This is a genomic window from Microbacterium murale (assembly GCF_030815955.1).
Taxonomy (GTDB): domain Bacteria; phylum Actinomycetota; class Actinomycetes; order Actinomycetales; family Microbacteriaceae; genus Microbacterium; species Microbacterium murale_A.
This window is the reverse complement of record NZ_JAUSXK010000001.1, coordinates 3,845,074-3,869,103: the sequence shown is the minus strand read 5'-3', so window position 1 is coordinate 3,869,103 and position 24,030 is coordinate 3,845,074. Positions and strand designations below refer to the sequence as shown.

Genomic DNA, 24,030 nt, shown 5'->3' with positions numbered 1-24,030 from the left:
AAGAAGGAGACGGATTCGTGTCCACGGTGAACAGCTTCGGTGCCAAGAGCACCCTGACGGTCGGCAGTACCGACTATGAGATCTTCCGCGTTGACACGGTTCCGGGCTTTGAGAAGCTCCCGTTCAGCCTGAAGGTACTCCTCGAGAACCTGCTTCGCACTGAAGACGGTGCGAACGTGACGAAGTCGCAGATCGAGGCGCTCGGGTCATGGGATGCTGCGGCGGAGCCCAGCACCGAGATCCAGTTCTCGCCGGCGCGTGTGGTGATGCAGGACTTCACCGGCGTGCCCTGCATCGTCGATCTCGCCACCATGCGCGAGGCCGTGACCGCCCTCGGCGGCGACCCGAACAAGATCAACCCGCTCTCGCCGGCTGAGATGGTCATCGACCACTCCGTCATCGCCGACCTGTTCGGCACCGACAATGCTCTCGAGCGCAACGTCGAGATCGAGTACGAGCGCAACGGCGAGCGCTATCAGTTCCTGCGCTGGGGCCAGACGGCGTTCAACGACTTCAAGGTCGTTCCCCCCGGCACCGGCATCGTGCACCAGGTGAACATCGAGCACCTTGCCAAGGTCATCTATGACCGCGTCAACGGCGGTGTGCTCCAGGCCTACCCCGACACCTGCGTCGGCACCGATTCTCACACCACCATGGTCAACGGCCTCGGTGTGCTGGGCTGGGGCGTCGGCGGCATCGAGGCTGAGGCCGCGATGCTTGGACAGCCCGTGTCGATGCTGATCCCGCGGGTTGTGGGCTTCAAGCTCACCGGCCAGATCCCAGCGGCAGTGACGGCGACGGACGTCGTGCTCACGATCACCGACATGCTGCGCAAGCATGGTGTGGTCGGCAAGTTCGTCGAGTTCTACGGCGAGGGCGTGGCATCCGTTCCGCTCGCGAACCGTGCCACCATCGGAAACATGAGCCCCGAGTTCGGCTCGACCGCCGCGATCTTCCCGATCGACGCCGTCACCACCGAGTATCTGCGTCTCACGGGCCGTGACGAGCAGGCCGTGGCCCTCGTCGAGGAGTACGCGAAGCAGCAGCGCCTCTGGCACGATCCGGCCGTCGAGCCGGTCTTCAGCGAGTACATGGAGCTCGATCTGGGCACTGTGGTGCCGTCGATCGCCGGTCCGAAGCGTCCGCAGGACCGCATTCTGCTGTCGGAGTCGAAGTCGCAGTTCGAGAAGGACATCCTCAACTACGCGGATGCCAGCACCTCCGATTCGATCGTGGATCTCGAGTCCAAGCACTCGTTCCCGGCATCCGACCCGGGCGCGGCTCCCGGTGATGAGCACACGGACACCCGTCCTGTGCACATCTCCAGCGGTGTCAGCGGCTCTTCCAAGCCGGTGCCCGTCACCACGCCTTCCGGCGAGAAGTACATTCTCGACCACGGCGCCGTGACGCTGGCTGCGATCACCTCGTGCACCAACACGTCGAACCCGTCGGTCATGATCGCCGCAGGCCTGCTCGCACGCAAGGCGCGCGAGCGCGGGCTGAAGCAGAAGCCCTGGGTCAAGACCACGCTGGGCCCCGGGTCGAAGGTCGTCACCGACTACTACGAGAAGTCCGGCCTCGACAAAGATCTCGAGGGGCTGGGGTTCTACACGGTCGGCTACGGCTGCACGATCTGCATCGGAAACTCCGGTCCGCTGATCGAAGAGGTCTCCGCGGCCATCAACGACCACGATCTCGCGGTCACGGCGGTACTGTCGGGCAACCGCAACTTCGAGGGTCGCATCAGCCCTGACGTCAAGATGAACTATCTCGCCTCGCCGCCCCTTGTGGTCGCGTACGCTCTCGCCGGTTCGATGCACTTTGACTTCGAGACCGATGCTCTCGGCAAGGACGAGCAGGGCGACGACGTCTTCCTGAAGGACATCTGGCCCGCGCCGGACGAAGTGCAGGAGATCATCGACTCATCGATCTCGCGCGAGCAGTTCATCAAGCAGTACGCCACCGTCTTCGACGGTGATGAGCGCTGGACGAGCCTGCCCACGCCTACCGGCCCGATCTTCGAGTGGGACGAGAAGTCGACCTACGTGCGTCGCCCTCCGTACTTCGAGGGCATGACGATGGAGCTGACCCCGGTGAGCGACATCACCGGCGCGCGCGTGCTGGCCACCCTTGGCGACTCGGTCACGACCGACCACATCAGCCCGGCAGGCAACATCAAGGCCGCCACGCCGGCAGCGAAGTACCTCGAAGAGCACGGCGTTCGTCAGAAGGACTTCAACTCCTTCGGATCGCGTCGTGGAAACCACGAGGTCATGATTCGCGGAACCTTCGCGAACATCCGTCTGAAGAACCAGCTGGTCCGCGCTGTCAACGACGGTGCCGAAGTCGAGGGCGGATACACGCGCGACTTCACGCAGGCAGAGGCCCCGCAGTCGTTCATCTACGACGCCAGTCAGAACTACCAGGAGGCCGGCACTCCGCTGGTCATCTTCGGTGGCAAGGAGTACGGTTCCGGGTCCTCGCGTGACTGGGCGGCCAAGGGCACCAGCCTGCTGGGCGTCAAGGCGGTCATCACCGAGAGCTTCGAGCGCATCCACCGCTCGAACCTGATCGGCATGGGCGTCGTCCCGCTCCAGTTCCCTGCCGGCGAGAGCTGGGAGACGCTGGGTCTTGACGGCACTGAGGTCGTGTCGATCTCGGGTCTCAAGGAACTCAACAACGGCACCACACCGAAGACGGTTCACGTCACGGCCACACCGAGCGAGCACTCGCCAGAGGGCAAGCAGGCCGTGGAGTTCGACGCGGTCGTCCGCATCGACACCCCCGGTGAGGCGGACTACTACCGCAACGGCGGCATCCTGCAGTACGTTCTGCGTTCGCTGGTCTGATCAACGCTGTGAGAGGGCCCGGGCGCTGTGCCGCCCGGGCCCTCTTGCATACCCGGACACGTGGCGCCGCGCAACCGGGTTAACCGTAAGTTCTCGGACTGCGAGGATAGAATCTACGGGCGGGACTGAGTGGGTGACCACCCGGTTCCCGGAACCAGGAGGAGGGCGGATGCCGATTCTGCAGCGCATCACCGGACCACGAGATCTCGATGAGCTCACCCCTGACGAACTCGTCGAGCTCGCCGCGGAGACCAGAGAGTTCCTCGTCCAGAATGTGTCTCGCACCGGCGGACATCTCGGTCCCAACCTCGGCGTCGTGGAACTCACCATTGCTCTGCACCGCGTCTTCGAATCTCCGGATGACCCGATCATCTTCGACACAGGCCACCAGTCCTACGTGCACAAGCTGCTCACCGGCAGGCAGGACTTCTCCGCTCTGCGCGTACGCGGTGGGCTCGCAGGCTACCCGCAGCGCAGTGAGAGCCCGCATGACGTCGTCGAGTCCTCCCATGCGTCGAGCTCGCTGAGCTGGGCCGACGGCGTCTCGCGCGCGCTGACAGCCACGGGCCGCTCAGATCGGCATGTGGTGGCGGTGGTCGGCGACGGCGCACTCACGGGGGGAATGACCTGGGAGGCCCTGAACAACATCACTGACGACAACGACCGTAATCTGGTCATCGTCGTGAACGACAACGGCCGCTCCTATGCTCCGACCATCGGCGGGATGTCACGTTATCTCAACCGTGTGCGCACGGCCGGGGCGTACAAGGATCTGCACCGCAAGTCCGACCGCCTCTTCCGAGTGTTTGGACCAGTGGGCCGCGCGATGTTCCGCGGTATCCGCGGAGGAACGCACGGCTTCCTCTCCCGGTTCACGAATAATGAGGCGCTGTATTCCAACCTCGACATCAAGTACCTCGGGCCGGTCGACGGACATGACATCCCGGCGCTGATCGAGACGCTGGAACTCGCCAAGTCGTATGGCGCTCCGGTGCTCGTGCACGCGATCACCGAGAAGGGCCGCGGTTACCAGCCGGCTCGCGATGACGAAGCCGACCAGTTCCATGCCGTGAACCGCATAGATCCCGCGACGGGCGAACCGTTGTCGAGCAGCGGGCAGAGCTGGACAGACGTGTTCTCCGATTCGCTGGTCCGCGTGGGGGAGCGCGATCCGAAGGTCATCGCGATGACAGCGGCGATGCTTCGACCGACCGGCCTCGCTCCGTTCGCCGAGCGTTTCCCGGATCGCGTGTATGACGTCGGCATTGCGGAGCAGCACGCTGTGGCATCGGCTGCCGGGCTTGCATTCGGCGGCTTGCATCCTGTGGTCGCTCTCTACGCCACGTTCATGGGCCGAGCGTTCGACCAGGTGCTGATGGATGTCGCGCTGCACAGGGCCGGCGTCACCTTCGTACTCGACCGCGCAGGAGTCACCGGGCCTGACGGCCCGAGCCACCACGGCATGTGGGATCTCGCGATGCTGCAGATCGTGCCGCACATCCGCATCGCCGCGCCACGCGACGGCGCGCGGCTGAAGGAAGCGCTCGACGAAGCAGTCGCCGTGGATGACGCACCTACGGTGATCCGATTCCCGAAGGGCGAAGTGGCGCCGGACATCCCTTCCGTTGAACGGCTGGGTGACGGCGTTGACGTGCTTTCGCGCGGCGAGAGCGAGGACGTGCTGATCGTGGCCATAGGTCCGTTCGCCGCGATGGCGATGGACGTCGCGGCGCGACTGCGGGCCCAGGGCATCGGCGCGACGGTCATCGACCCTCGTTGGGCGATTCCGGTGCAGCGGTCGGTCATCGACCTGGCGCGGTCGCATCGTCTCGTGATCACGCTGGAGGACGGCATCCGTGTCGGCGGCATCGGCACCCGCGTGCGCCAGGTGCTCCGCGAAGCAGGAATCGACACCGCCGTGGACGAGCTCGGGCTTCCCGACGAGTTCATCGACCACGCTTCTCGTGATCAGATCCTCGCGGATGCCGGCCTCACTGCACCGAAGATCGCACAGGACATCGTGTCGCAGGTGCTCGGAACCCGCATCCCAGTTGCTCGCAATGCTGGAGAGACCGGCGCCATCGATCTGCCGCTGCACGACCGGCGCTGAGCCCACGAGTCCCGCCTACTCGTGTGCGGTGATGGTTCCTGCGCGCGCACGCCAGGCATCATCACGCAAGGCGCGCCGTGATGTCAGCCACCACCCGGCTGGGGCCGCGGGAACCGCGGCCAGCACGACGGCGACGGAGATCGCGGAGCCGAGGTCGCCGAGCCCTTCCAGGAGCGGAGCGGTGATGAAGGCGCCAAGTGCTGCCGCGGCGATGCTGAGCAGGCTATAACTCAGCAGGTGCAGCGCCGGACCGGTCGTGCGCCGTAGAGCGTGCCCGATCGGCAAGGCGATCAGCGTTCCCAGCACCATCGCGAACAAAGACACCGGTCCGCCGATGAGCGCTCATCCGATCAGCGCCGCCAGCAGGGTGAACCACAAGCTCGAAAGCAGCCCCGACCCGGGACGTAGTGCGAAACTCACGCTGAGCACGATCATCACGCCGACGGCCATCAGAGAGATGAAGGTCAGCCAGGCAGACCATGCGCCGCGGGTGAGTTCATCGCGAGTGAACGCCATCGGTTCGTCGTCTGTTCGTGGCGACGGAAGTGGACGATCCTCGCTCATGATCGCATGCCCGCGTAGATCTCCGGTGGGAGGCGCATCTTGGAATGATAGCAACGCGGCATCTCAGAAGCGCCGCGGTGACGACGCCTCAGTTGAGGGCGTGCAGTGCGGCGACAGCCGCAGGACCGCGGTCCGTTTCGCGCAGCGCCTGGGAGAGCAGATAACCGTCGGTGAGCGCATCACCGGTGATCATGACGGAGAGGATCTCTATTCCGCCCGCTGACAGCGCTCGCTCCGCGCAATGGGCGAGAACCGTGACGTTGATGTCTTCGTTGCGGGGGAGCACCGGGCCATCCGTGGCGTGGATGACGTCGCGCAGAGCGGCGCCGACGATGTTCGCCGCGCGCTCCTTGACGTTGACGACGTCGAGCTCGAACACCCTCAGGTCGCGACCTGAGGGAACGGGGCGCCACTCGAACGACGCGTGGATGAGATGCTGATGTCCCGTCGCGCCTGTGAGATGACGAGCGGGCAGATCCGTCGAGCGCACACGGACATCGATGAGCTTGTACCAATAGAACAGTGGGAACGCACCGTGTGAGCCGGAATGGAGGACTACGACCTCGCCCGCAGTGCCCTTGCCGGTGCGGACACTGCGTGAGGTGGCCTTGCGGACGATGGGTTTGCCGTTGCGGGTCCGAATGGCTGCCCATCCCTCGTCGACGGTCACGATGAAGAGCTTCAGAAGCGCGGGGACTACCAGCAGAGTCGTGAGGACGGCAGTGCCTGACTTCACGAGTGTGCTCATCGTGCCGGTGCCCAGTGCGCTGAATATCGCATCCACACTCACACTCTGCCTGTTCACCCGCGCAAAGCGCCGCGAGTTCATGGCTCCGCACGAGTTGTTCACCCGGATTTCGTGAGCGGTTGGCCGGGTGGACGCAGAGAAGGGGCCGCGTCCGAGGACACGACCCCTTCAGAGGGAGCTGCGCAGCGTCAGCTGTGCGCGATTCCGCGGATCGGCGGCGTGTGGAATGTCCCATCGAAGACACGTTCGGAGGCACCCTCTCGATCCAGGTAGACCGAGGCCCCACCGTCGATGAAGGGCCAGCCGGCGCCGAGGATCAGGCAGAGATCGATGTCTTCGACCTCCGGCACCACATCCTCGTCGAGCATGAGCCTGATCTCCTGAGTGAGACCGTCCTGCACGCGCCGCAGGATGGTCTCAGAAGAGGCGGGAGCAGTGCCGACGTGGCCCTTGAGCGCCTTCTCGGCGGCCTTCGTCCAGCCGGTCACTCGGCCGCCCTTGTCTTTCTCGACGACCTGGTCGAGCTCAGCGAGCGCGTGGAAGTTCTCGTTCGCGTAGAAGCGATCCGGGAAGTGCCGCACCATCGTGTCCTGCACGTGAGCCGCGACCTTCCAGCCGACCAGGTCGATGAGCTGGAAGGGTCCCATCGGCAGGCCGAGCGGGCCGAACGCCTTCTCGACCTCGGCGACCGGCGTGCCTTCGTAGACCGCGCGAGCCGCCTCACCCATGACCTTCGCCAGCAGGCGGTTCACCACGAAGCCGGGCGCGTCGGCCGTGAGAACGGCGTTCTTCCCGAGCCCCTTCGCGACGACGAACGCCGTCGAGAGCGTCTGCTCGTTCGTGCCCGGCGTCTTCACGATCTCGATGAGTGGCATGACTGCGACCGGATTGAAGAAGTGGAAGCCGACGAGACGCTCGGGGTGAGTGAGCTTCGCGCCGATCTCCTCGACAGAGAGCGACGAGGTGTTGGTTGCCAGGATCGCGTCGTCGGCGATGAACTTCTCGATCTCGCCGAACACCTGCTGCTTGACTCCGACCTCTTCGAAGACTGCCTCGATGACGAAGTCGCAGTCGGCGTAGTCGCTTTTGTCGACGGTGCCGTGGATGAGTCCGCGCAACTGGTTGGCGCCGTCGGCGTCCAGCCGCCCCTTCGCCTCGAGCTTGCCGATCTCATCGTTGATGTAAGCCACGCCCTTGTCGACGCGGGCCCGGTCGATATCGGTGATGAGCACCGGCACGCGCAGTTTGCGCACGAACAGCAGCGCGAATTGGCTGGCCATGAGACCTGCGCCGATGATCCCGACCTTGGTCACCTTCTTCGCGAGCGCCTTGTCCGGCGCGCCGACCGGACGCTTGGCCCGCTTCTGCACCAGGTCGAACGCGTACATCGATGCGGCGAACTGATCGCCGGTGACGAGCTCGCTGAGCGCCTCGTCCTCGCGGGCGAAGCCTTCTGCCTTGGTGCCGCTCTTCGCCTTGTCCAGCAGGTCGAGCGCCGCGTAGGGCGACTTCGGTACGGTGCCGATCTTCGACTCGAGCATGCCGCGGGCCATCTTGATCGCAATGGGCCACTTCGTCAGGCGCTCCAGTTTGCCCGGCTCGTTCTTGCGCTCCACCTTCTTGCCGCCGAGTACTGCATCCGCCCAAGCCAGTGAGTTCTCGAGGTAGTTCGCCGCGGGGAAGATCGCATCGAAGATGCCGAGCTCGAACGCCTGCTGCGGCTTGAGCATGCGGTTCTGCTTCAGCGGGTTCGAGATCACGACCTCGAGTGCGTTCTCGATACCGATGAGGTTCGGAAGCAGGTAGGCGCCACCCCATCCGGGGATGATGCCGAGGAAGACCTCTGGCAGCGCGACGGCGGCTGCAGAGGCATCGACCGTGCGGTAGGTCGAGTTCAATGCGATCTCGAGGCCACCGCCCAGAGCCAGGCCGTTCACGAAGGCGAACGACGGCACTCCGAGGTCGCTGAGCGAGCCGATGACCTTGTGGCCGAGCTGCGCGATGAGACGAGCCTGTTCCTTCGACTGCACCTTCGAGATGTCGGAGAGGTCTGCGCCGGCGGCGAGGATGTACTGCTTGCCGGTGATGCCGACTGCATGGACCTCGCCGGATGCCGCGCGGGCCTTGACGCTCGCGAGCGTCTCGCCGAGTTCGGTGAGAGTCACCGGGCCCAGGGTGTTCGGGCGATTGTGGTCGCGCCCGTTGTCTAGCGTGATAAGCGCCATCACCTTGCCGGATGGCAACCGGACCTCGCGCAGCACGGAGTGGGTGACGACCTCATCTTCCCCGGCGAGTGCCACGACGGGGGAGAAGTCGATCTTTTCGTAGTCAGTCACGTCGCCGCTCACTTCCGCTTCTTGCCGTCGTAGAAAGGGTTCTCCCAGATGACAGAGCCACCCTGGCCGAGACCCACGCACATCGCGGTGAGCCCGTAGCGCACGTCAGGACGCTCAGCGAACTGCGCCGCGAGCTGGATCATCAGTCGCACACCGGATGCTGCGAGTGGGTGCCCGATCGCGATCGCGCCGCCCCATTGGTTGACACGCGGGTCGTCATCAGCGATGCCGAAGTGGTCGAGCAGGGAGATCACCTGGATGGCGAAGGCCTCGTTCAACTCGAACAGGCCGATGTCGGAGATCGTCAGGCCGGCCTTCTTGAGCGCCTTCTCTGTCGATGGGATCGGACCGATGCCCATGATCTCAGGCTGCACGCCGGCGAAGGCGAACGATACCATCTTCATCTTCGGCTTCAGGCCGAGTTCCTTCACCGCGCCGCCACCGGCGAGCAGCGACATGGTCGCGCCGTCGGTCAGAGGAGACGAGGTTCCTGCGGTCACGCGACCGTGCGGACGGAACGGCGTCTTGAGCGAGGCAAGGTCTTCCATCGTCGTCTGAGGACGGCGACCCTCGTCTTCCGTAGCGAGGCCCCAGGCGCCGTCGGCGCCCTTCGTGGCGACCGGCACCAGATCAGGCTGGATCTTGCCGGCATCGTAAGCGGCCTGCACCTTGTGCTGGCTCAGCATTCCGTAGCGATCGGAGCGCTCCTTGGTGAGATGCGGGAAGCGGTCGAAGATGCGCTCGGCCGTGACGCCCATGTTGAGTGCCCCTGGGTCGACCATCTTCTCAGCGACGAAGCGCGGGTTCGGGTCGGCGTTGGCGCCGATCGGGTGGTGCCCCATGTGCTCGACACCACCCGCGAGGGCGAAATCGTACATTCCGATGCCGATCGATGCGGCCATCGTGGTGACGCTCGTCATGGCGCCTGCGCACATGCGCTCGACTGCGAGACCTGGAACGGTGTTGGGCAGGCCCGCTAGGATCGCGACCGAACGGCCGAGCGTCAGGCCCTGATCGCCCGTCTGCGATGTCGCTGCGATCGCAACGTCATCGATTCGGTCCGCGGGAACGCCTGAGTTGCGCTCCATCAGGCCGATCGTCGCCTTCACGGCGAGATCGTCGGCGCGGGTGTTCCAGTACATGCCTTTTTCGCCGGCGCGCCCGAAGGGTGTGCGTACGCCATCAACGAAGTAGACGTCCGATATCTCGGCCACTCTGCCTCCAAGGTTAGGGAATGACCTCAGACTACGAGTCGCCGCAGAAGCAGGGGAATCGGTTGGATCGAACCTACGACTCCGGCGCGGCGGGCTGATCGACCGATTGACCGGCTTCTACAAAGGCATCCACGATCTTCTGTGCAGTCTGATCAATCTGCCACGGCCTGGCGCCGAGATCGGCGAGGGCAGAGGCGACGGCATCCGTGGTCAATTCGGGCGGAACCCATGCCACGCGACGAAGGGTCTCAGGCTTCAGCAGGTTCTCGGTGGGCATGCCCAGTTCTTCGGCCTGAGCTTCCACCAAGGACCGGGCGAGCTTGAGCCGCGCATCCGCTTCCGGGTTCCGATCGCTCCAGGCTCGAGCGGGAGGAAGGGCGTCACTGTGCCCCCGCTCGCGAGGAACGGCAGGAGCCTCGCGCCCGCGGACGATCGCATCCCACCAGCGGTCGAGCTGCGACCTGCTCGCGCGGCCGTTGAACGCCTGCACTCCGGCGAGTGCCTGCTTGCTCTGAGGATTGGCGAGCACGGCTGCGACCAATGATCGGTCAGGTACCAGACGCCCGGGGGAAGTGTCCTGCTGCTGGGCGAACTCTTCTCGTGCTTCCCACAATGATCGCGCGATGGCGAGACCCCGCGCGCCCTTGACCTGATGCAGACCGCTCAATCGGCGCCAAGGGTCTTCTCGTGGTGGCCGGGGCGGCTGAGAAAGCGTCGCTGCGAACTCCTGTGCGGCGAATTCGGATTTGCCCTGCTCTTCGAGTTCGGCAGCGATGGCGTCACGCACATCGACCAGGTGAAGCACATCGAGTGCTGCGTAGTCCAGCCACGAATCCGGTAGGGGACGCGTCGACCAGTCGGCCGCAGAGTGCTCCTTCTTCAGTGTGATGCCGAGGGTGTCTTCGACCACGGCCGCGAGGCCGACACGCTCGTGGCCGAGCAGCCGGGCGGCGAGCTCGGTGTCGAAGATCGTCGCAGGCTCCAGCCCGAGTTCACGAAGCGACGGGAGATCCTGACTGGCAGCGTGAAAGACCCATTCGACGTCGCCGATCGCTGCCTGCAGAGGTGAGAAGTCGCCGATCGCCGGCGGGTCGAAGAGGAAGACGCCGGCGTCGCGCCGGAACACCTGCACGAGGTACGCACGCTGCGAGTAACGAAAGCCGGAGGCTCGCTCGACGTCGACGGCGACAGGTCCGGTGCCGGCGGCGAGCAGACGACAGGCTGCCTGGAACTCGATCGGATCGTCTATGACGGTGAACTCAGTCACGCCCTGCCTTTCGTGCGCCGAGTACGGCGATGTTCTCTGAGCCGGGCGGGAGACCGGCGAGCATACCGACGAGTTCGGCCCATGCTTCCACGTGCGGACGGAACGGCTCTTCCGGCGTCCAAGACGATCGTAGTTCGATCTGCGCGCCATCGCCTTCGCTGGTCAGCGCCCCGAAACCCTTTGAGAGCGTCTTCGTCGAGGTTCCGGACGCCGAGTGGTAGACCGCGTCTCGTGATTCCAGCGCGTCGACCAGCCACGACCAGGTCACATCGGCGAGAAGGGGATCGGTGCCGATCTCGGGTTCGAGGGGCGCCTGCGCGAACGTCACGATTCGCCAGGCACCGCCCCACGCCGCAGGAGCGTCAGGATCGTGCAGCAGCACGAAGCGGCCGGTTCCGTAGACGGAGTCGCCGTGGTCGTCCGGACGGACATCGGCGGCGAGTGCGATCGAGAACGGGGCGAGCCCCTGCGGAGAGGGGATCTCGCGGATCACGATGTCGTCTCGGAACACCGTGTCGCGCAGCTCGGCTGCGGCACGTTCGAAATGCGCTCCGGCATCGGGATGTGCGCTCACGCTGACAGGCTAGAGTCAGGAAGCGATGAAGAGTCTCAGGCACGCCGTTGCACTGCTGGTCCCTGCGCTGATCGCGATGCTGGGCACCGCGGCGGCGTTTCTCGTGTTCGCGATAGCCCGCAGGGTGGTCACGCCCTCCGTCCGGGCGGCCGACACCGATATCCTCGCGGTCGACACCGGTGCACAGACCATCGAACTCTCGCGCACTCGCGATACGGAGCTGCCCGGCCGCTACGGCCTGTTCACAACCGGCACCCACGGGTACGTGAAACTCGGTGCCGTGCTGAGCGCGGATGCGAAGCGCGTGAGGCGGAAGCTGCTCACCCAGATCGAATCTGGTGCCAGGATCGATCGCGCAGCAGGTTTCAGCGGCTGGTACTACTCGACGCCGAGCGAACTGCATCTGCCGTGGGAGAGCGTGCTGATCGGTTCGCCAGCCGGACCCTGCCCTGCCTGGCTGTTCCCCGCCGAATCCTCGACGTGGGTCATTCAGATCCATGGTCGGGGAGTGACCCGTGCAGAATGCCTTCGGGCAGTGCCGGTGTTCCACTCACTGGGCATGCCGAACCTTGTCGTCTCGTACCGGAACGATGGGGAAGCACCACGCAGCAAGGGTGGCTCCTATGCGCTCGGCGCGTCGGAGTGGCGCGACGTGGATGCTGCGATCTCATACGCGCTGCGTCATGGGGCGACGCAGGTGCTTCTGATGGGATGGTCTATGGGCGGTGCGATAGCGCTGCAGACTGCCGTCTCGTCGGCGCACAGGGAAACGATCGCCGGACTAGTGCTCGACTCGCCCGTGGTCGATTGGCGGACTGTTCTGCGTTTCCAGGCGCGCGAAGAGGGCATCCGCGATCCGTTCCCGGCGCTGGCCATGAATGCGTTGTCGTCACCGTTGACCGCGCGGCTGTCCGGTTCGGAGTTCGTGATTCCATTCGACAAGCTCGACATGGTGGCGCGAGCAGACGAACTCACGGTGCCGATCCTCGTGCTGCACAGCGAGGACGATGGTTTCGTGCCGGCCGACGCGTCCCATGCCCTCGCCGAGGCGCGCCCCGACCTCGTCACGATGCCGAGATTCACCGGCGCACGGCACACGAAGATCTGGAATTACGACCAGATCGGATGGACTGCGGCGATCACCGATTGGATGGGCGCGAACGGCTTCAGCGCTTCTGCCTGACCTGCTTCTTCGCCCGCATCAGCATCCCCGTCATCCCGCCGATCCGCAACGGCGAAACTGCGCGAGTGAGACCGATGCTCTGCGGAAAGTCGTCGGGGATGGCGAGCACCTCGTCGGCCGTCAGCCCGCTGATGCCCTGCACCAGGATGCTGGCGAAACCGCGCGTGGTCGGAGCTTCCGGCGGCGCCGTCGCGTGCATCGTGACGATGTCGTCCGCGACTTCCACGTAGATGTAGACGGGAGACTGGCACTCTGCCACCCGCTCGTACATCTCGGGATGGTTCGCGACTTCTTCCGATACTGCGGGGAGCTCGTTGGAGAACTCCAGCAGCAGCTGGAGTCGCTCATCCTCCGGAAGCTCGAGGAAGTCGTCGCGGATCTCCGCGAGGGAATCAGGAACGTGCGTGGTGCTCATCCCTGTCATTGTCACATGCTCAGAGAGCACCGGGCTCTGCACCGGTGACGATCGGCACGCGCACGGCGCTGCCCCATTCCGTCCAGGACCCGTCGTAGTTGCGGACGTTCTCGAACCCCAGCAGGTGCTTCAGCACGAACCAGGTGTGGCTCGAGCGCTCACCGATGCGGCAGTACGCCACGACGTCGTCGCCATCCTTGAGTCCTGCACCGTCGCGGTAGATCGAGTCGAGTTCTGCCCGACTGCGGAAGCCGCCATCCTCAGCGACAGCCTTGGCCCACGGCACGCTCTGCGCGGTGGGGATGTGACCCGCGCGCAATGTGCCCTCTTCGGGATACGCGGGAGCGGTGGTGCGCTCTCCGCTGTACTCCTCCGGAGACCGGACGTCGATCAGGGGGCCCTTGCCGATGAACGCGACGACGTCGTCCTTGTACGCCCTCAGCAGGGAATCATCGCGCTCGACGACCGGGTACTCGGTTGGCGTGACTGCGGTGGTCTCCGTGGTGATCTCCCGACCCTCGGTGATCCAGCGATCGCGGCCGCCGTCGAGGAGGCGCACATCCTCATGCCCGAAGAGGGAGAAGACCCAGAGCGCGTATGCCGCCCACCAGTTGTTCTTGTCGCCGTAGATGACGACGGTGTCGTCGCGCGAGATGCCCTTGCGGCTGAGCAGTGCGGCGAAGCCCTCGCCATCGACGTAGTCGCGCACGACGGGGTCGTTGAGCTCGGTGTGCCAGTCGACCTTCACCGCGCCGGGGATGTGTCCGGTCTCGTAGAGGAGCACGTCTTCGTCGGACTCGACGACGACCAGCCCGGGCTCGCCGAGATGCGCCGCGAGCCATTCGGTGGTGACGAGTCGTCCTGGCTCGGCGTATTCGGCGAACTTCTCAGATGAAGAATCGAACTCGATGGTCACGTTGCGCTCCTCGGTGGGGTGCGAGCGAAGGCTCGGGCTGTGACGGCGTAGTGTGGAGCCGTCCCTTCGACGATAGAGCCGTTCGGTGCGCCGGGCACCCGTTCTGTAAGACTTCGACACAGGAAACGAATGACAGACACCGACAGCGCGAACGCTGCGCATCTCACCGAGCGCCTGCCCGTGGTCACCGGGCCCGAGATGCTCGCGAGCCTGGTTCCGCCGCCGCAGTTCGATGACGCCACGTTCGAGACCTATCGCTCGGATGCCGCGTACCCGTCGCAGGCGGAGTCGAAAGCGCTGCTGGAGAAGTTCGCCGGTCGCGGTGCGCCCGCCAGGCGCGGAGGATTCTTCAGCCGTGCGAAGAAGGAGCCGGCGCTGAAGCCCGGCGTTTATCTCGACGGCGGCTTCGGAGTCGGAAAGACCCACCTTCTCGCATCGATCTACCACGCGATGCCCGCGCGTCGTAAGTACTTCGGCTCATTCATCGAATACACGGCTCTCGTCGGTGCGCTCGGCTATCGCAACACCGTCGATCTGCTGCGCGGTGCGGATCTGATCTGCATCGACGAGTTCGAGCTCGACGACCCGGGCGACACCATGGTGATGACACGCCTGCTCGGAGAACTCGTGAGCACAGGCACCCGCCTTGCCGCGACGTCGAACACGCCGCCGAATGCGCTCGGAGAAGGCCGGTTCGCGGCTCAGGACTTCCTGCGCGAGATCCACGCGATGTCGGACAGCTTCGAGACCATCCGCATCGACGGTGTCGATTTTCGTCAGCGTGCGCTCGACGGTCACGCCGTCGCACTTGACGAGGTGGAGTACGCACGGAGGATCGCGGACGCGGCGGGCACGGCATCTGACGACGCGTTCGGTGATGTCATCCGTCACCTGGCGAAAGTGCATCCCTCGCGTTACATCCGGCTGATCGACGGGCTGTCGCTCGTCGGCCTTCGAGACGTGCAGATTCTGACCGATCAGTCCGAGGCACTGCGATTCGTCGCGTTCGTCGACCGGGTCTATGACGCGCAGCTTCCGATCGTCGCGACCGGCGTGAGCCTGGACCAGGTCTTCGCCGACGAGATGCTCGGCGGTGGATACCGCAAGAAGTACCTTCGCGCCATCTCCAGGCTGAATGCGCTCACACATTCTGCGGAGCAACCCAGCGTCGCGTAACGCGATGGTTACACACGGCATCCGGGTGTAACCGTACGGAAACACTCACAGCGCTTCCCGGAAATCGGGCCTCGCCACACTGAAGCTCTCAATTACTTCGGATGTGAGGTTTTCCTATGGATTCTCCCGGCAACATCTCGTGGGCTATCACCGCCACGGCGCTCGTGCTGTTGATGACGCCTGGCGTGGCTTTCTTCTACGGCGGACTCGTCAAGGCGAAGAGCGTCGTCAGCATGATGATGATGAGCTTCGGCTCCATCGGTCTCGTCGCGGTGCTCTGGATCCTGTTCGGCTTCTCGATGAGCGCGGTGGAGAGTCCGACCCAGTTCGCCGGCAATCCGTTCGCGGACTTCGGCCTGAGCAGCCTCGCTGCAGGCGAAGGCTCGAACGTCGCTCTTCTCGGTGTCGCTTACGGCGCGACCTTCGCGATCATCACCGTCGCGCTGATCTCGGGAGCCATCGCGGATCGCGCCAAGTTCGGCAGCTGGCTGATCTTCGCAGGTATCTTCGCGACGGTCGGCTACTTCCCGATCGCCGCCTGGGTCTGGGGCGGGGGCTGGATCATGAATCTCGGCACCACGCTGTTCGGTGAGGACAGTGGCATCGCGGTGATCGACTACGCCGGTGGAACGGCCGTTCACATCAACGCAGGTGCGGCTGCGCTGGCGCTCGCGCTCGTGCTCGGCAAGCGCATCGGGTTCCAGAAGGGCATCCTCAAGCCGCACAACGTGCCGCTGACGCTTCTGGGTGCTGCGCTGCTGTGGTTCGGCTGGTTCGGCTTCAACGCCGGCGCCGAATGGTTGTCGGAAGACATGGGAGGTGTTGGTCTGATCGGACTGAACACCCTCGGCGCGACGGCCGCCGCGATCCTCGGCTGGATCCTCATCGAGCGCATCAAGGACGGCAAAGCCACCTCGGTCGGTGCAGCCTCTGGCGCCGTCGCCGGTCTCGTCGCCATCACTCCGGCCTGCGCGAACCTGACTCCCGGTTGGTCGCTGCTCCTCGGCGCAGTCGCCGGAATCGTATGCGCCCTCGCCGTCGAGCTGAAGTTCCGCCTCGGTTTCGACGATTCACTCGACGTCGTCGGCATCCACCTCGTCGGTGGTCTGCTCGGCACGATCTACCTCGGCTTCTTCGCCTCGGAGACCGGGCTGTTCGTCGGTGGCGACGCCCGCCAGCTCGCCGTTCAGGTGATCGCAGCCCTCGGAGTACTGATCTACGCCTTCGTCGTCGCCTTCATCATCGGCTTCGCGATTCAGAAGACGATCGGATTCCGCATCACGAACGAGGACGAGATCGCCGGTGTCGACTCCGTGGTCCACGGCGAGGAGGGTTACGCGCTGGTCGACGCCTGATCCTGAGCCGCTTCGGTGGCCGGGCCGCCGATAGGGTGACGGGGTGACTTCTTCGAAGAACATCCTGGCTCAGCTCGCAGACATCATTCTGAAGGCGCTGACATCTCGAACGTCCCGTTCTCCTGAGAAGGAGGCGGGACGTTCGACTGCGTCCAGCGTCGAGTCGGAGCGTTCCGATGCCGGCCGGGCGCAGGGCAGTGATACGCGGCGCATCGATCCTGAGCGCATCGAGGGTCTTCGAATCGGCTACACCCCGTCGAAGGACGGTGCTCCGGATTCCGGGGAGATTATCTGGACGTGGGTCCCTTATGAGGAGAACGACGGCCGTGGCAAAGACCGTCCGGTGCTCGTGATCGGTCGGGAATCCGCCGACCGCGTGTATGCGGTGCGGATGACCAGCAAGGCACACGATCGTGATCGGGATTACCTGTCGATCGGCAGCGGCGCGTGGGATTCGCAGGGCCGCGAATCGTGGGTGGATATCGAGCAGCTGTACAGCGTGCACGAGGATGGTATGCGGCGTGAGGCCGCCGTGCTGGGCCGCCCGCTCTACGATCGCGTCGCCGCGGCGTTGACCGCCCGCTACGGATGGGCCCGTTGACCGCGTCGCGGTACGTCAGGACTGCAGCGCCTCGCTGAGCCAGCGTGCGTAGAGCTGCCAGGGATCGCCGACGGCTCGTAATCTCGCGATGTGAGCACTGAGTTCGTCGGTGAGCGTGAACCACTCACCGCCTTCACGGGCGTCCGCGAATTCGCGATGGCGCTGGTGTTCTGTGGCCCTGCCGCCGCGCTCGAAGGCGAGAAGCTCTTCATGACGGATGCTGGCCAACCGCTGACGCGGACGCATGCTCGTGCCGATCTTCACCCTGCGATCGAACCGCAGGTAGTAGACGACGTCGATACGGGGGAGCGGCAGCTCCGCATCCGGCACGTCGCCGTAACGCCAGCCGCATGCGGCGCAGTGCCACGAGCCGTGCCGCCGCTCCCCGTCGACGCCGCCGCACAGCGTGCACGGGCCGGGGAGCGCAGCGTTCTTGACCATCAGGTGGAGCGTACTCGGGGGCAGCGACGTCGGAGAAGGCGATTCCGAGAGCGATACTTGACTCTCACACTGTGGGAGGCGGGAGAACTGAGACATGTTGTCCATCGGAGCATTCGGGCAGATCGGCCAGGTGACTCACCGGATGCTGCGGCATTGGGACACCGCAGGTCTGCTCGTGCCGGCTCATGTGGATGAGTTCAGCGGCTATCGATCCTATGATCCCTCGCAACTCGAGCGTCTGCATCGGATCGTCGCGTTGCGTCAGCTCGGTTTCGGGCTTGACGACATCTCGTCGATTCTCGACCAGGGGGTCGATGCGGATCGCATCGAGGCCCTGCTGCGCATTCGTCGCGCGGAGGTCGAGCAGGAGCACCGGATCGCCGCCGCCAGACTCGTCGACGTGGAACGGCGGCTCCAACTCATCGAGAAAGAGAAGCACATGTCCCAGATCGAGATCATCGAGAAGCCCCTGCCTGCTGTCCGTCTCGCCGCACGCCGCGCGGTCGTCGCCGATCAACCAGAGGTCGCAGGTGTCGTCGGTCCTGCCTTCGACGCCGTCGCGGAGATCATGGGCGATGAGTGCGGGTCTCTGGCGACACCGATCGCGCAGTACGACACGACTGAAGACGGGCTTCAGATCGTCGCCGGGTACGCCTACAACGGACCTGCACAGGACGGCTTGGAGATCGTCGAGCTGCCCGCCGCCGAGACCGCAGTCTGCGGCATCCATCTCGGTCCGATGGATCACATCGCCGAGAGCTGGCAGGCGATCCACGCCGCGATCTTCGCTCGAGGCCTGGTCCACGCGGGTCCCTGCCGCGAACTGTATGTCCGCGCGATCTCGGAGGACCAGGCGGATTGGGTGACCGAACTGCAGCAACCGGTCAGGCGGGGCTCTGCGTGAGCGCCTTCGAGAGTTCGGGGAATGCCTGCAGCACCATGTCGACCAGATTGCTCAACGGGCGCGTCAGTGGGTCGGTTGCCGGGACTCCGAGATCGAGCTCGATCTCATCGATGGCAGCAGTGATCTGGGCATCCGTGAGGTGCTCGTGGTTGACCGTCACGCCGATCACCCTGGTATCGGCGAACGCCTCGATGAGTGCGACCTCGCTGGCGACGTCGGGCATCGGCATCATCGGGAAGTCGCCGAGCACGCGCCTGCCTGGTGCATGCTGCACGATCACGCCCGCCGGCCGGCTGCCCCGCAGGATGTGCGCAGAGGTGAGGTACGCGGGATGGCTGAGAGCGCCCTGGCCCTCAACGATGATGATGTCGGGGTTCTCGCCCTCGAAGGCCGCGACGACCTGGTTCTCCACTTCGCCGGAGCAGAACTGCGGAACGAGAGCGTCGAGTGCGACGCCGTAGCGTCCGCCCTGGATGATCGTGGTCTGTCCTGTACCGACCATGACAGCGTGGATGCCGCGGTCGTTGAGCGCCTGCACGAGCAATGTGGCCGTGGTGCGCTTTCCGATGGCGCCGTCGGTGCCGAGTACGGCAATGCGCGGGCAGGTGACGTCGAAGATGCGCCCGGAGAACAGGTGAAGATCCTTCTTGTCTTTCGGGCGACGCACGTCGGTGATGGTGACGCCCGAAAGCAGCGCGGCTGCGACGAACTCCGCGTCGTCGTTCAGGAACTCGTGCAGACCGTTGATGATGTGCATGCCGTGGGCGATGCCGTCCAGCAGTACCACACGCTGCGCGTCGGAGAGAAGGCCGTCGGCTGGTGCGACACCGCAGATGAGGTAGTCGGGAACCTTGCCTGCATGGGCGATCGCCTCTGCGAGGCTCGACAGGATCGGGATGCCGTTCGCGGTGCCGTCGAGAAAGTCACCGGCGTCCGCGCCGGCATGGCGGCTGTCGATGACGCTGAGGATCTCGTACTTCTCGGAGTGGCGGACCAGGCCGTTCGCCGTTTTGCCGTCCTGTTCGCCGAACTGGGCCTCGCAATAGACGATCGCTGTCGAACCGACCGGAAGCATCGGAATCGGCACCGATGAGTCGTTCGACTTCGAATCAGCGGAATGGGTATACGGGTACACGGAAATCGGGTCTCCTCGAGATGATCCAGAGGAGGCGACGGAGAACGAAATGGCCCGTAACGGCCCGTTGGTCGACAAGAAGTCTTCCCTGACGCCGACAAGATGCCGACTTCGCTCACCGTAGCAGTGAAACCTGCGGGTCAGGCGTGAATTGAATCCGGGGCGGTCGTTCGCCTAGTCGTGCCGACGACCAACATCAACCCCCTGACCTCCGGGGGTGGTCCGCGGATACCTTGAGTCTTCCGAGGAAAGGACACGAGGTGTCGCACGAAGAGATGACCCCAGATCAGAAGCGCCACGATCAGCTCACGACGGCGCCGAACGCCACTGAGGCGGACGCGGCGCCGCGTGTGGATGTGACCGAACACGATGGAGTGACACGGGTGGACGTCGCCGAGAATGCTGCCGTGCGGCCCGGGCCGGGCCCGGGGATGCCGGAAGCGGACGGAGAAACCGAATCCGACTGAACCGCATTCGGCTGGACATCCCATCCGATTTCCCCGCCGTGACGAACCTCCCATGACAGCCGCGATATCGCGGCCATACTCAAGGAGGAATCATGCGCTTCATCCCCACCAAGGTTCACGGCGTCCTCGACTATCTCGTCGGCATCGCGCTCATCGCGGCGCCGTGGTTGTTCGGGTTCGCGGGAGTCGGAGGACCTGCCGTCGTCATCCCGATCGTGCTCGGCGTCGGCCTGATCGTTTACAGCCTCTTCACGAAGTACGAATGGGGACCGTTCGGGTTCATTCCGATGCCTGTTCACCTCGTGTTCGACATCGTGGCGAGCTTGTTCCTCGCGCTGTCGCCATGGATCTTCGGCTTCGCAGGCGAGGCGCTCAACGTGTGGCTCCCGCACGTCGTAGTGGGCGTCACGGTGATCATCGTCGTGCTGTTCTCCAAGCCACAGCCCGGACCCAGTGCGACCCGAAACCGCTGACCCGAGTTCCGAGGTGCGGGGGGAGCTGCGCGTGCGCCGTGTCTATTCGTCACGGCGCACGCGCAGCACCGTGTCGACGAGAACGACGTCCTGCTCGTCACGCCACTTCGCGGTTCGTTCGATCAGCGCGTTCGTCTCGACCGCCCATCCGCTGGGCAAGTGGAGTGATGCCAGAACGTCGTCGGGCGACGGGAACGACGGGAAGTCGGTGCCGTGTGCATGCTCAGACATGGGCGGGAACCCGCCGTGTCCGACGATGAGCAGGCTGCCGCCCGGCGCGACCGCGGAGACCGCACGCCGGAGGACTGCCTCCCGTGGGAACTCGACGGGGGAATGCAGGAACGCAGACATGACGAGGTCGTACTGCGCGGACGGACGCCAGGTCGCGAGATCGGTCTGAACCCACTCGATCCGGTCGGAGAGTCCCTCCTTCGTGGCCTCCGCTGCGCCGACCGCCAGGGCGACGGATGAGATGTCCAGTGCGGTGACGTTCCAGCCTTGGGCGGCGAGCCAGAGTGCATCTGCGCCTTCTCCTGATCCGAGTTCGAGCGCGGAGCCCGGCGGCAGCCCTTTCAACTGCTGTTCCACCGTTGAATTGACGTCTCCGCTCCAGATTCGACCGTGTTCGGTGCGTCTGCTCACGTATCGCTCGTCCCAGAACTGCATCGCATCCGTAGCGGCGCCACCCGGCTCTCCGGTCATCGCGCTTCTGCTTTCTGCTGGGCGTTCACCGCTGCAGCGGCGACCGCCACCTCTTCGGCGACGAACTCTCCGTTCAACGCAAGAGCGGCTGTTGCGCCCGATCCCATCGCGATCGGCACCAGCGCGGCCGGATTCGCAGTGTTGCCCACTGCCCAGACGCCGGGGATGCTCGTCCGCCCGAACTCGTCGACAGCGGGCCATTCGCCGAACGGAGTTTCCTTGCGTGCGGCACCGAGTTGCTGCAGCGGTTCGTCAAGGGGGACGAGTCGTGGTTCCGCGAAGAGGGCATCGATCTGCGTGACCGTGCCGTCGGAGAGGGCGAGTCCTGTCAGCCGATCTCCATCGGACACGACGCGCGTCACGATCTGGTCTTCTAGACGGATGCCGCGTTCCTCCAGAATGCGTCGTTCGATCTCGGGGATGGGCTCCGCGAGTGCGGTGAACACCGTGATGTCGGCGGAGTACGAGCGCAGCATGTGCGCTTTGTGGATGCCTGCCACAGAGCCCAGCAGTAAGCCGATCCGGCGTCCAGCGGCCTCGTAGCCGTCGCAGTACGGGCAGGCCACGACGCCGCGGCCCCACTGCTCTGCGAGTCCATCGATCTCGGGGAGCGCATCGCGGGTGCCTGTTGCGAAGATCACGCGACGGGCGGTGACTCGGGCGCCGGCTTCAGTGGTGAGCTCGAATCCGTCAGCGATCATGCGGGCGTCGGTGACGCGCGCGTTCTGGATGACTCCATCCGCGGCCAACACCTCGCGACGGCCGTCGGCCACGAGGTCGAGAGGGGAGTAGCCATCCCTGCTCAGTACGCCGTGCATGTGCGGCGCGAACCGGTTGCGGGGCGCTTGCGCGTCGAGCACGAGGACTCGTCGTCGGGCCCGCGACAGGATGAGCGCGGCGCTCAGGCCTGCGGCTCCGCCGCCGATGATCACGACATCCCAGGTCGCTGCCTCGGGGTCGGATGTGGATACTGTTGTTGATCGGTCGTCGCGTGTCATGATCTCAGCCTGCGCCGGTGATACCGTTGTGGCAAATATCCATGCCGAAATAGCAAGGAGGATGCTGATGCCCGACGATTCGGTGGCGCTCATCGGTCCGCGACTCAAGAGCTGGCGAGAGAAGCGCAGCATGACGCTTGTCGACCTCTCCGAGGCGACCGGGATCTCATCGAGCACGTTGTCGCGCCTTGAGGCCGGCAAACGCGCCCCGAATCTGGAGCTCGTCGTGCCGATCGCGAGGGCTCTGAGGCTGGAGCTCGACGACATCGTCCCTCGCAAAGCGCCGGATCCGCGTGTGGCGCGCACCAAGAAGCGCATGGGAGACACCTGGTATGAATCGCTCTCACCGGAATCGAGTCCGGTGCAGACGTACAAGGTGACGTTTCCGGCGAATCCGGCCGGCGTCTCCGCGGTGCCGGAGCCGAAGGTGCACGACGGGCAGGAGTGGCTCTACGTCCTCTCGGGACGCCTGCGTCTGGTGATCGGGGAGCAGGACGTGATCCTCGGCCCGGGCGAGGCCGCGGAGTTCGACACGCGCATCCCGCACTGGTTGTCGGGCGTCGGCAACCAGCAGACGGAGCTGCTGTCGATCTTCAGCAAAGACGGCAAACGCATCCATCTGCGTGCGCGGCCGGCCGCGCCGTCCGTTCCACCTCAGTGAACGAGATGCAGGGAACGCTGTGTGTCAGTCCGCGCGCCGGTAGTGCATGGCCACCACGCCGTCGCGGAGCGGCGTCGCCGAGACCAACTCAAGCCGCCGCGTGTTGGGCAGCCCGCTCCGGTAGAGGGTTGGACCGTGGCCGGCGATCATGGGGTGGACGAGGAACTTGTACTCGTCGATCAGCTCCAGCCGGTCAAGCTCCGCTGCGAGTGCAGCGCTGCCGAGCAGCACGCCCGCCGGAGTCATGTCCTTGAGCTTCTGGACGCCGGCTCGCAGGTCGTCGGTGATGTGGTGGCTGTTGGTCCACGGGAAGTCATTTCGCGTGGACGACACCACATATTTCGGCTTGACGTCCAGCTTGACCGCCCATTCGCGTAAGGCCGGCGGTGCATCCGCGTCACCGCGAGCGACTGCGGGCCAGGCGCTCTCCATCATCTCGTAGGTGACGCGGCCCCACAGCATCGCTCCTGCCTCGTCCATGAGACGGGTGAAGTAGGCGTGGGTCTCGTCGTCGGCGATTCCCTCTTGATGGTCGACGCACCCGTCGAGGGTGACGTTGATGCTGAAGGTCAGGATTCCCATGCGGGGATTCTAGATCTGAGAATGTGGTGGGCGATACCGGACTCGAACCGATGACCTCTTCCGTGTGAAGGAAGCGCGCTACCAACTGCGCCAATCGCCCATGACCCAGGGGGTCGAAAAACGATATTACCTGAACGTCAGACGCGCTCACGACCAAACCGCAAGACACGCGCGAGATCGTGTTTCGGTTTTGCGGGATCGAAATGATCGGCTAATGTTTTACAAGTGCCCGGTCAGCCGGAACACAACGCGGATGTAGCGCAGTGGTAGCGCATCACCTTGCCAAGGTGAGGGTCGCGAGTTCGAATCTCGTCATCCGCTCGAGTGCAGGAGTCTCTTTCTGAGGGGCTCACGGCACG

Annotated in this window: 24 protein-coding genes and 2 tRNA genes; 11 read left to right on the top strand and 15 right to left on the bottom strand. The window is 64.9% G+C overall.

The window, feature by feature from the left end; all coding sequences use genetic code 11:
* Nucleotides 1–17: 17 nt before the first annotated feature.
* Nucleotides 18–2,849: an aconitate hydratase gene (locus QFZ46_RS18740; RefSeq protein WP_307363948.1), complete on the top strand. Its 2,832-nt coding sequence runs from the start codon at nt 18–20 to the stop codon at nt 2,847–2,849.
* Nucleotides 2,850–3,018: 169 nt separating this feature from the next.
* On the top strand, nt 3,019–4,959 hold the full coding sequence (gene dxs / locus QFZ46_RS18735; protein ID WP_307363946.1) for a 1-deoxy-D-xylulose-5-phosphate synthase: 1,941 nt from the start codon (nt 3,019–3,021) through the stop codon (nt 4,957–4,959).
* Between the two features lie 15 nt (nt 4,960–4,974).
* On the opposite strand, the gene QFZ46_RS18730 is transcribed toward dxs, so the two are convergent.
* The 7 genes from QFZ46_RS18730 to QFZ46_RS18700 all read right to left on the bottom strand — a co-directional run bounded on the left by QFZ46_RS18730 (nt 4,975) and on the right by QFZ46_RS18700 (nt 11,662).
* Complete coding sequence (locus QFZ46_RS18730) at nt 4,975–5,283, bottom strand: hypothetical protein (RefSeq protein ID WP_307363944.1); 309 nt, start codon at nt 5,281–5,283, stop codon at nt 4,975–4,977.
* Between the two features lie 18 nt (nt 5,284–5,301).
* The gene (locus QFZ46_RS18725; protein ID WP_307363942.1) at nt 5,302–5,475 is read right to left on the bottom strand and encodes a hypothetical protein; all 174 of its coding nucleotides are present in this window, start codon (nt 5,473–5,475) and stop codon (nt 5,302–5,304) included.
* A gap of 136 nt (nt 5,476–5,611) precedes the next feature.
* The gene (locus tag QFZ46_RS18720) at nt 5,612–6,307 is read right to left on the bottom strand and encodes a hypothetical protein (protein ID WP_307363940.1); all 696 of its coding nucleotides are present in this window, start codon (nt 6,305–6,307) and stop codon (nt 5,612–5,614) included.
* Nucleotides 6,308–6,459: 152 nt separating this feature from the next.
* Entirely contained in the window at nt 6,460–8,607 is a 2,148-nt protein-coding gene (locus QFZ46_RS18715; RefSeq protein WP_307363938.1) for a 3-hydroxyacyl-CoA dehydrogenase NAD-binding domain-containing protein, read from the bottom strand.
* Between the two features lie 8 nt (nt 8,608–8,615).
* The gene (locus QFZ46_RS18710; protein ID WP_307363936.1) at nt 8,616–9,821 is read right to left on the bottom strand and encodes a thiolase family protein; all 1,206 of its coding nucleotides are present in this window, start codon (nt 9,819–9,821) and stop codon (nt 8,616–8,618) included.
* A gap of 73 nt (nt 9,822–9,894) precedes the next feature.
* Nucleotides 9,895–11,088 (bottom strand): ribonuclease D, encoded by a 1,194-nt coding sequence (locus tag QFZ46_RS18705; RefSeq protein ID WP_307363934.1) that lies wholly within the window; start codon nt 11,086–11,088, stop codon nt 9,895–9,897.
* The gene (locus tag QFZ46_RS18700) at nt 11,081–11,662 is read right to left on the bottom strand and encodes a DUF3000 domain-containing protein (RefSeq protein WP_307363933.1); all 582 of its coding nucleotides are present in this window, start codon (nt 11,660–11,662) and stop codon (nt 11,081–11,083) included. The genes QFZ46_RS18705 and QFZ46_RS18700 overlap by 8 nt, the downstream gene beginning before the upstream one ends.
* Nucleotides 11,663–11,687: 25 nt before the next feature.
* Between QFZ46_RS18700 and QFZ46_RS18695 the strand changes: the two genes are divergently transcribed.
* A complete protein-coding gene (locus QFZ46_RS18695; protein WP_307363930.1) occupies nt 11,688–12,845 on the top strand; it encodes an alpha/beta hydrolase family protein in 1,158 nt (385 codons plus the stop codon).
* Here the strand turns inward: QFZ46_RS18695 and QFZ46_RS18690 are convergent.
* Together QFZ46_RS18690 and QFZ46_RS18685 are read right to left on the bottom strand one after the other, a co-directional pair.
* Nucleotides 12,829–13,260, bottom strand: coding sequence for a SufE family protein (locus QFZ46_RS18690; RefSeq protein WP_307363928.1), 432 nt, complete (start codon nt 13,258–13,260; stop codon nt 12,829–12,831). The genes QFZ46_RS18695 and QFZ46_RS18690 overlap by 17 nt on opposite strands.
* Nucleotides 13,261–13,279: 19 nt before the next feature.
* Nucleotides 13,280–14,176: a sulfurtransferase gene (locus tag QFZ46_RS18685; RefSeq protein ID WP_307363926.1), complete on the bottom strand. Its 897-nt coding sequence runs from the start codon at nt 14,174–14,176 to the stop codon at nt 13,280–13,282.
* A gap of 129 nt (nt 14,177–14,305) precedes the next feature.
* Here QFZ46_RS18685 and zapE point away from each other — a divergent pair, with 129 nt between their 5' ends.
* The 3 genes from zapE (at nt 14,306) to QFZ46_RS18670 (ending at nt 17,308) form a co-directional block, all read left to right on the top strand.
* The gene (zapE, locus tag QFZ46_RS18680) at nt 14,306–15,352 is read left to right on the top strand and encodes a cell division protein ZapE (RefSeq protein WP_307363923.1); all 1,047 of its coding nucleotides are present in this window, start codon (nt 14,306–14,308) and stop codon (nt 15,350–15,352) included.
* Nucleotides 15,353–15,468: 116 nt separating this feature from the next.
* On the top strand, nt 15,469–16,707 hold the full coding sequence (locus QFZ46_RS18675) for an ammonium transporter (RefSeq protein ID WP_307363921.1): 1,239 nt from the start codon (nt 15,469–15,471) through the stop codon (nt 16,705–16,707).
* A gap of 43 nt (nt 16,708–16,750) precedes the next feature.
* Nucleotides 16,751–17,308, top strand: a complete 558-nt coding sequence (locus QFZ46_RS18670) for a type II toxin-antitoxin system PemK/MazF family toxin (protein ID WP_307363919.1) — start codon at nt 16,751–16,753, stop codon at nt 17,306–17,308.
* A gap of 15 nt (nt 17,309–17,323) precedes the next feature.
* Here the strand turns inward: QFZ46_RS18670 and QFZ46_RS18665 are convergent, their stop codons facing one another.
* Nucleotides 17,324–17,749 carry a GIY-YIG nuclease family protein gene (locus QFZ46_RS18665; protein WP_307363917.1) on the bottom strand — a complete coding sequence of 142 codons (426 nt, stop codon included), beginning with the start codon at nt 17,747–17,749 and terminating at the stop codon, nt 17,324–17,326.
* Nucleotides 17,750–17,843: 94 nt separating this feature from the next.
* Between QFZ46_RS18665 and QFZ46_RS18660 the strand changes: the two genes are divergently transcribed.
* Complete coding sequence (locus tag QFZ46_RS18660) at nt 17,844–18,653, top strand: MerR family transcriptional regulator (protein ID WP_307363915.1); 810 nt, start codon at nt 17,844–17,846, stop codon at nt 18,651–18,653.
* Here the strand turns inward: QFZ46_RS18660 and QFZ46_RS18655 are convergent.
* Nucleotides 18,634–19,740 carry a DUF1611 domain-containing protein gene (locus tag QFZ46_RS18655; RefSeq protein ID WP_307363913.1) on the bottom strand — a complete coding sequence of 369 codons (1,107 nt, stop codon included), beginning with the start codon at nt 19,738–19,740 and terminating at the stop codon, nt 18,634–18,636. The genes QFZ46_RS18660 and QFZ46_RS18655 overlap by 20 nt on opposite strands.
* 323 nt (nt 19,741–20,063) lie before the next feature.
* Between QFZ46_RS18655 and QFZ46_RS18650 the strand changes: the two genes are divergently transcribed.
* Both QFZ46_RS18650 and QFZ46_RS18645 read left to right on the top strand, forming a co-directional pair.
* Nucleotides 20,064–20,255: a multidrug transporter gene (locus tag QFZ46_RS18650; RefSeq protein ID WP_307364683.1), complete on the top strand. Its 192-nt coding sequence runs from the start codon at nt 20,064–20,066 to the stop codon at nt 20,253–20,255.
* 92 nt (nt 20,256–20,347) lie between these two features.
* The gene (locus tag QFZ46_RS18645) at nt 20,348–20,728 is read left to right on the top strand and encodes an SPW repeat domain-containing protein (protein WP_307363911.1); all 381 of its coding nucleotides are present in this window, start codon (nt 20,348–20,350) and stop codon (nt 20,726–20,728) included.
* Between the two features lie 42 nt (nt 20,729–20,770).
* On the opposite strand, the gene QFZ46_RS18640 is transcribed toward QFZ46_RS18645, so the two are convergent.
* Together QFZ46_RS18640 and QFZ46_RS18635 are read right to left on the bottom strand one after the other, a co-directional pair.
* Nucleotides 20,771–21,430: an SAM-dependent methyltransferase gene (locus tag QFZ46_RS18640; RefSeq protein ID WP_307363909.1), complete on the bottom strand. Its 660-nt coding sequence runs from the start codon at nt 21,428–21,430 to the stop codon at nt 20,771–20,773.
* A complete protein-coding gene (locus QFZ46_RS18635) occupies nt 21,427–22,428 on the bottom strand; it encodes an NAD(P)/FAD-dependent oxidoreductase (protein ID WP_307363908.1) in 1,002 nt (333 codons plus the stop codon). Before QFZ46_RS18635 ends, QFZ46_RS18640 begins: the two co-directional genes overlap by 4 nt.
* A 67-nt stretch (nt 22,429–22,495) precedes the next feature.
* Here QFZ46_RS18635 and QFZ46_RS18630 point away from each other — a divergent pair, with 67 nt between their 5' ends.
* A complete protein-coding gene (locus tag QFZ46_RS18630; protein WP_307363905.1) occupies nt 22,496–23,089 on the top strand; it encodes a helix-turn-helix domain-containing protein in 594 nt (197 codons plus the stop codon).
* A 24-nt stretch (nt 23,090–23,113) separates the two neighbouring features.
* On the opposite strand, the gene QFZ46_RS18625 is transcribed toward QFZ46_RS18630, so the two are convergent.
* Both QFZ46_RS18625 and QFZ46_RS18620 read right to left on the bottom strand, forming a co-directional pair.
* Nucleotides 23,114–23,671, bottom strand: a complete 558-nt coding sequence (locus tag QFZ46_RS18625) for a dihydrofolate reductase family protein (protein ID WP_307363903.1) — start codon at nt 23,669–23,671, stop codon at nt 23,114–23,116.
* Between the two features lie 24 nt (nt 23,672–23,695).
* Nucleotides 23,696–23,771, bottom strand: a tRNA-Val gene (locus tag QFZ46_RS18620).
* A 149-nt stretch (nt 23,772–23,920) separates the two neighbouring features.
* On the opposite strand from QFZ46_RS18620, the gene QFZ46_RS18615 reads away from it, so the two are divergent.
* Nucleotides 23,921–23,992 (top strand) — tRNA-Gly (locus tag QFZ46_RS18615).
* Nucleotides 23,993–24,030 lie beyond the last annotated feature (38 nt).

What these genes read in the sequence shown, in the direction of transcription:
- QFZ46_RS18625 (WP_307363903.1), bottom strand. Translation starts at nt 23,671, where the DNA reads ATGGGAATCCTGACCTTCAGCATCAACGTCACCCTCGACGGGTGCGTC.
- QFZ46_RS18630 (WP_307363905.1), top strand. Translation starts at nt 22,496, where the DNA reads ATGCCCGACGATTCGGTGGCGCTCATCGGTCCGCGACTCAAGAGCTGG.
- QFZ46_RS18660 (WP_307363915.1), top strand. Translation starts at nt 17,844, where the DNA reads ATGTTGTCCATCGGAGCATTCGGGCAGATCGGCCAGGTGACTCACCGG.
- dxs (WP_307363946.1), top strand. Translation starts at nt 3,019, where the DNA reads ATGCCGATTCTGCAGCGCATCACCGGACCACGAGATCTCGATGAGCTC.
- QFZ46_RS18695 (WP_307363930.1), top strand. Translation starts at nt 11,688, where the DNA reads ATGAAGAGTCTCAGGCACGCCGTTGCACTGCTGGTCCCTGCGCTGATC.
- QFZ46_RS18640 (WP_307363909.1), bottom strand. Translation starts at nt 21,430, where the DNA reads ATGACCGGAGAGCCGGGTGGCGCCGCTACGGATGCGATGCAGTTCTGG.
- QFZ46_RS18650 (WP_307364683.1), top strand. Translation starts at nt 20,064, where the DNA reads ATGACCCCAGATCAGAAGCGCCACGATCAGCTCACGACGGCGCCGAAC.
- QFZ46_RS18725 (WP_307363942.1), bottom strand. Translation starts at nt 5,475, where the DNA reads ATGGCGTTCACTCGCGATGAACTCACCCGCGGCGCATGGTCTGCCTGG.
- QFZ46_RS18675 (WP_307363921.1), top strand. Translation starts at nt 15,469, where the DNA reads ATGGATTCTCCCGGCAACATCTCGTGGGCTATCACCGCCACGGCGCTC.
- QFZ46_RS18665 (WP_307363917.1), bottom strand. Translation starts at nt 17,749, where the DNA reads ATGGTCAAGAACGCTGCGCTCCCCGGCCCGTGCACGCTGTGCGGCGGC.
- QFZ46_RS18690 (WP_307363928.1), bottom strand. Translation starts at nt 13,260, where the DNA reads ATGAGCACCACGCACGTTCCTGATTCCCTCGCGGAGATCCGCGACGAC.
- QFZ46_RS18645 (WP_307363911.1), top strand. Translation starts at nt 20,348, where the DNA reads ATGCGCTTCATCCCCACCAAGGTTCACGGCGTCCTCGACTATCTCGTC.
- QFZ46_RS18635 (WP_307363908.1), bottom strand. Translation starts at nt 22,428, where the DNA reads ATGACACGCGACGACCGATCAACAACAGTATCCACATCCGACCCCGAG.
- zapE (WP_307363923.1), top strand. Translation starts at nt 14,306, where the DNA reads ATGACAGACACCGACAGCGCGAACGCTGCGCATCTCACCGAGCGCCTG.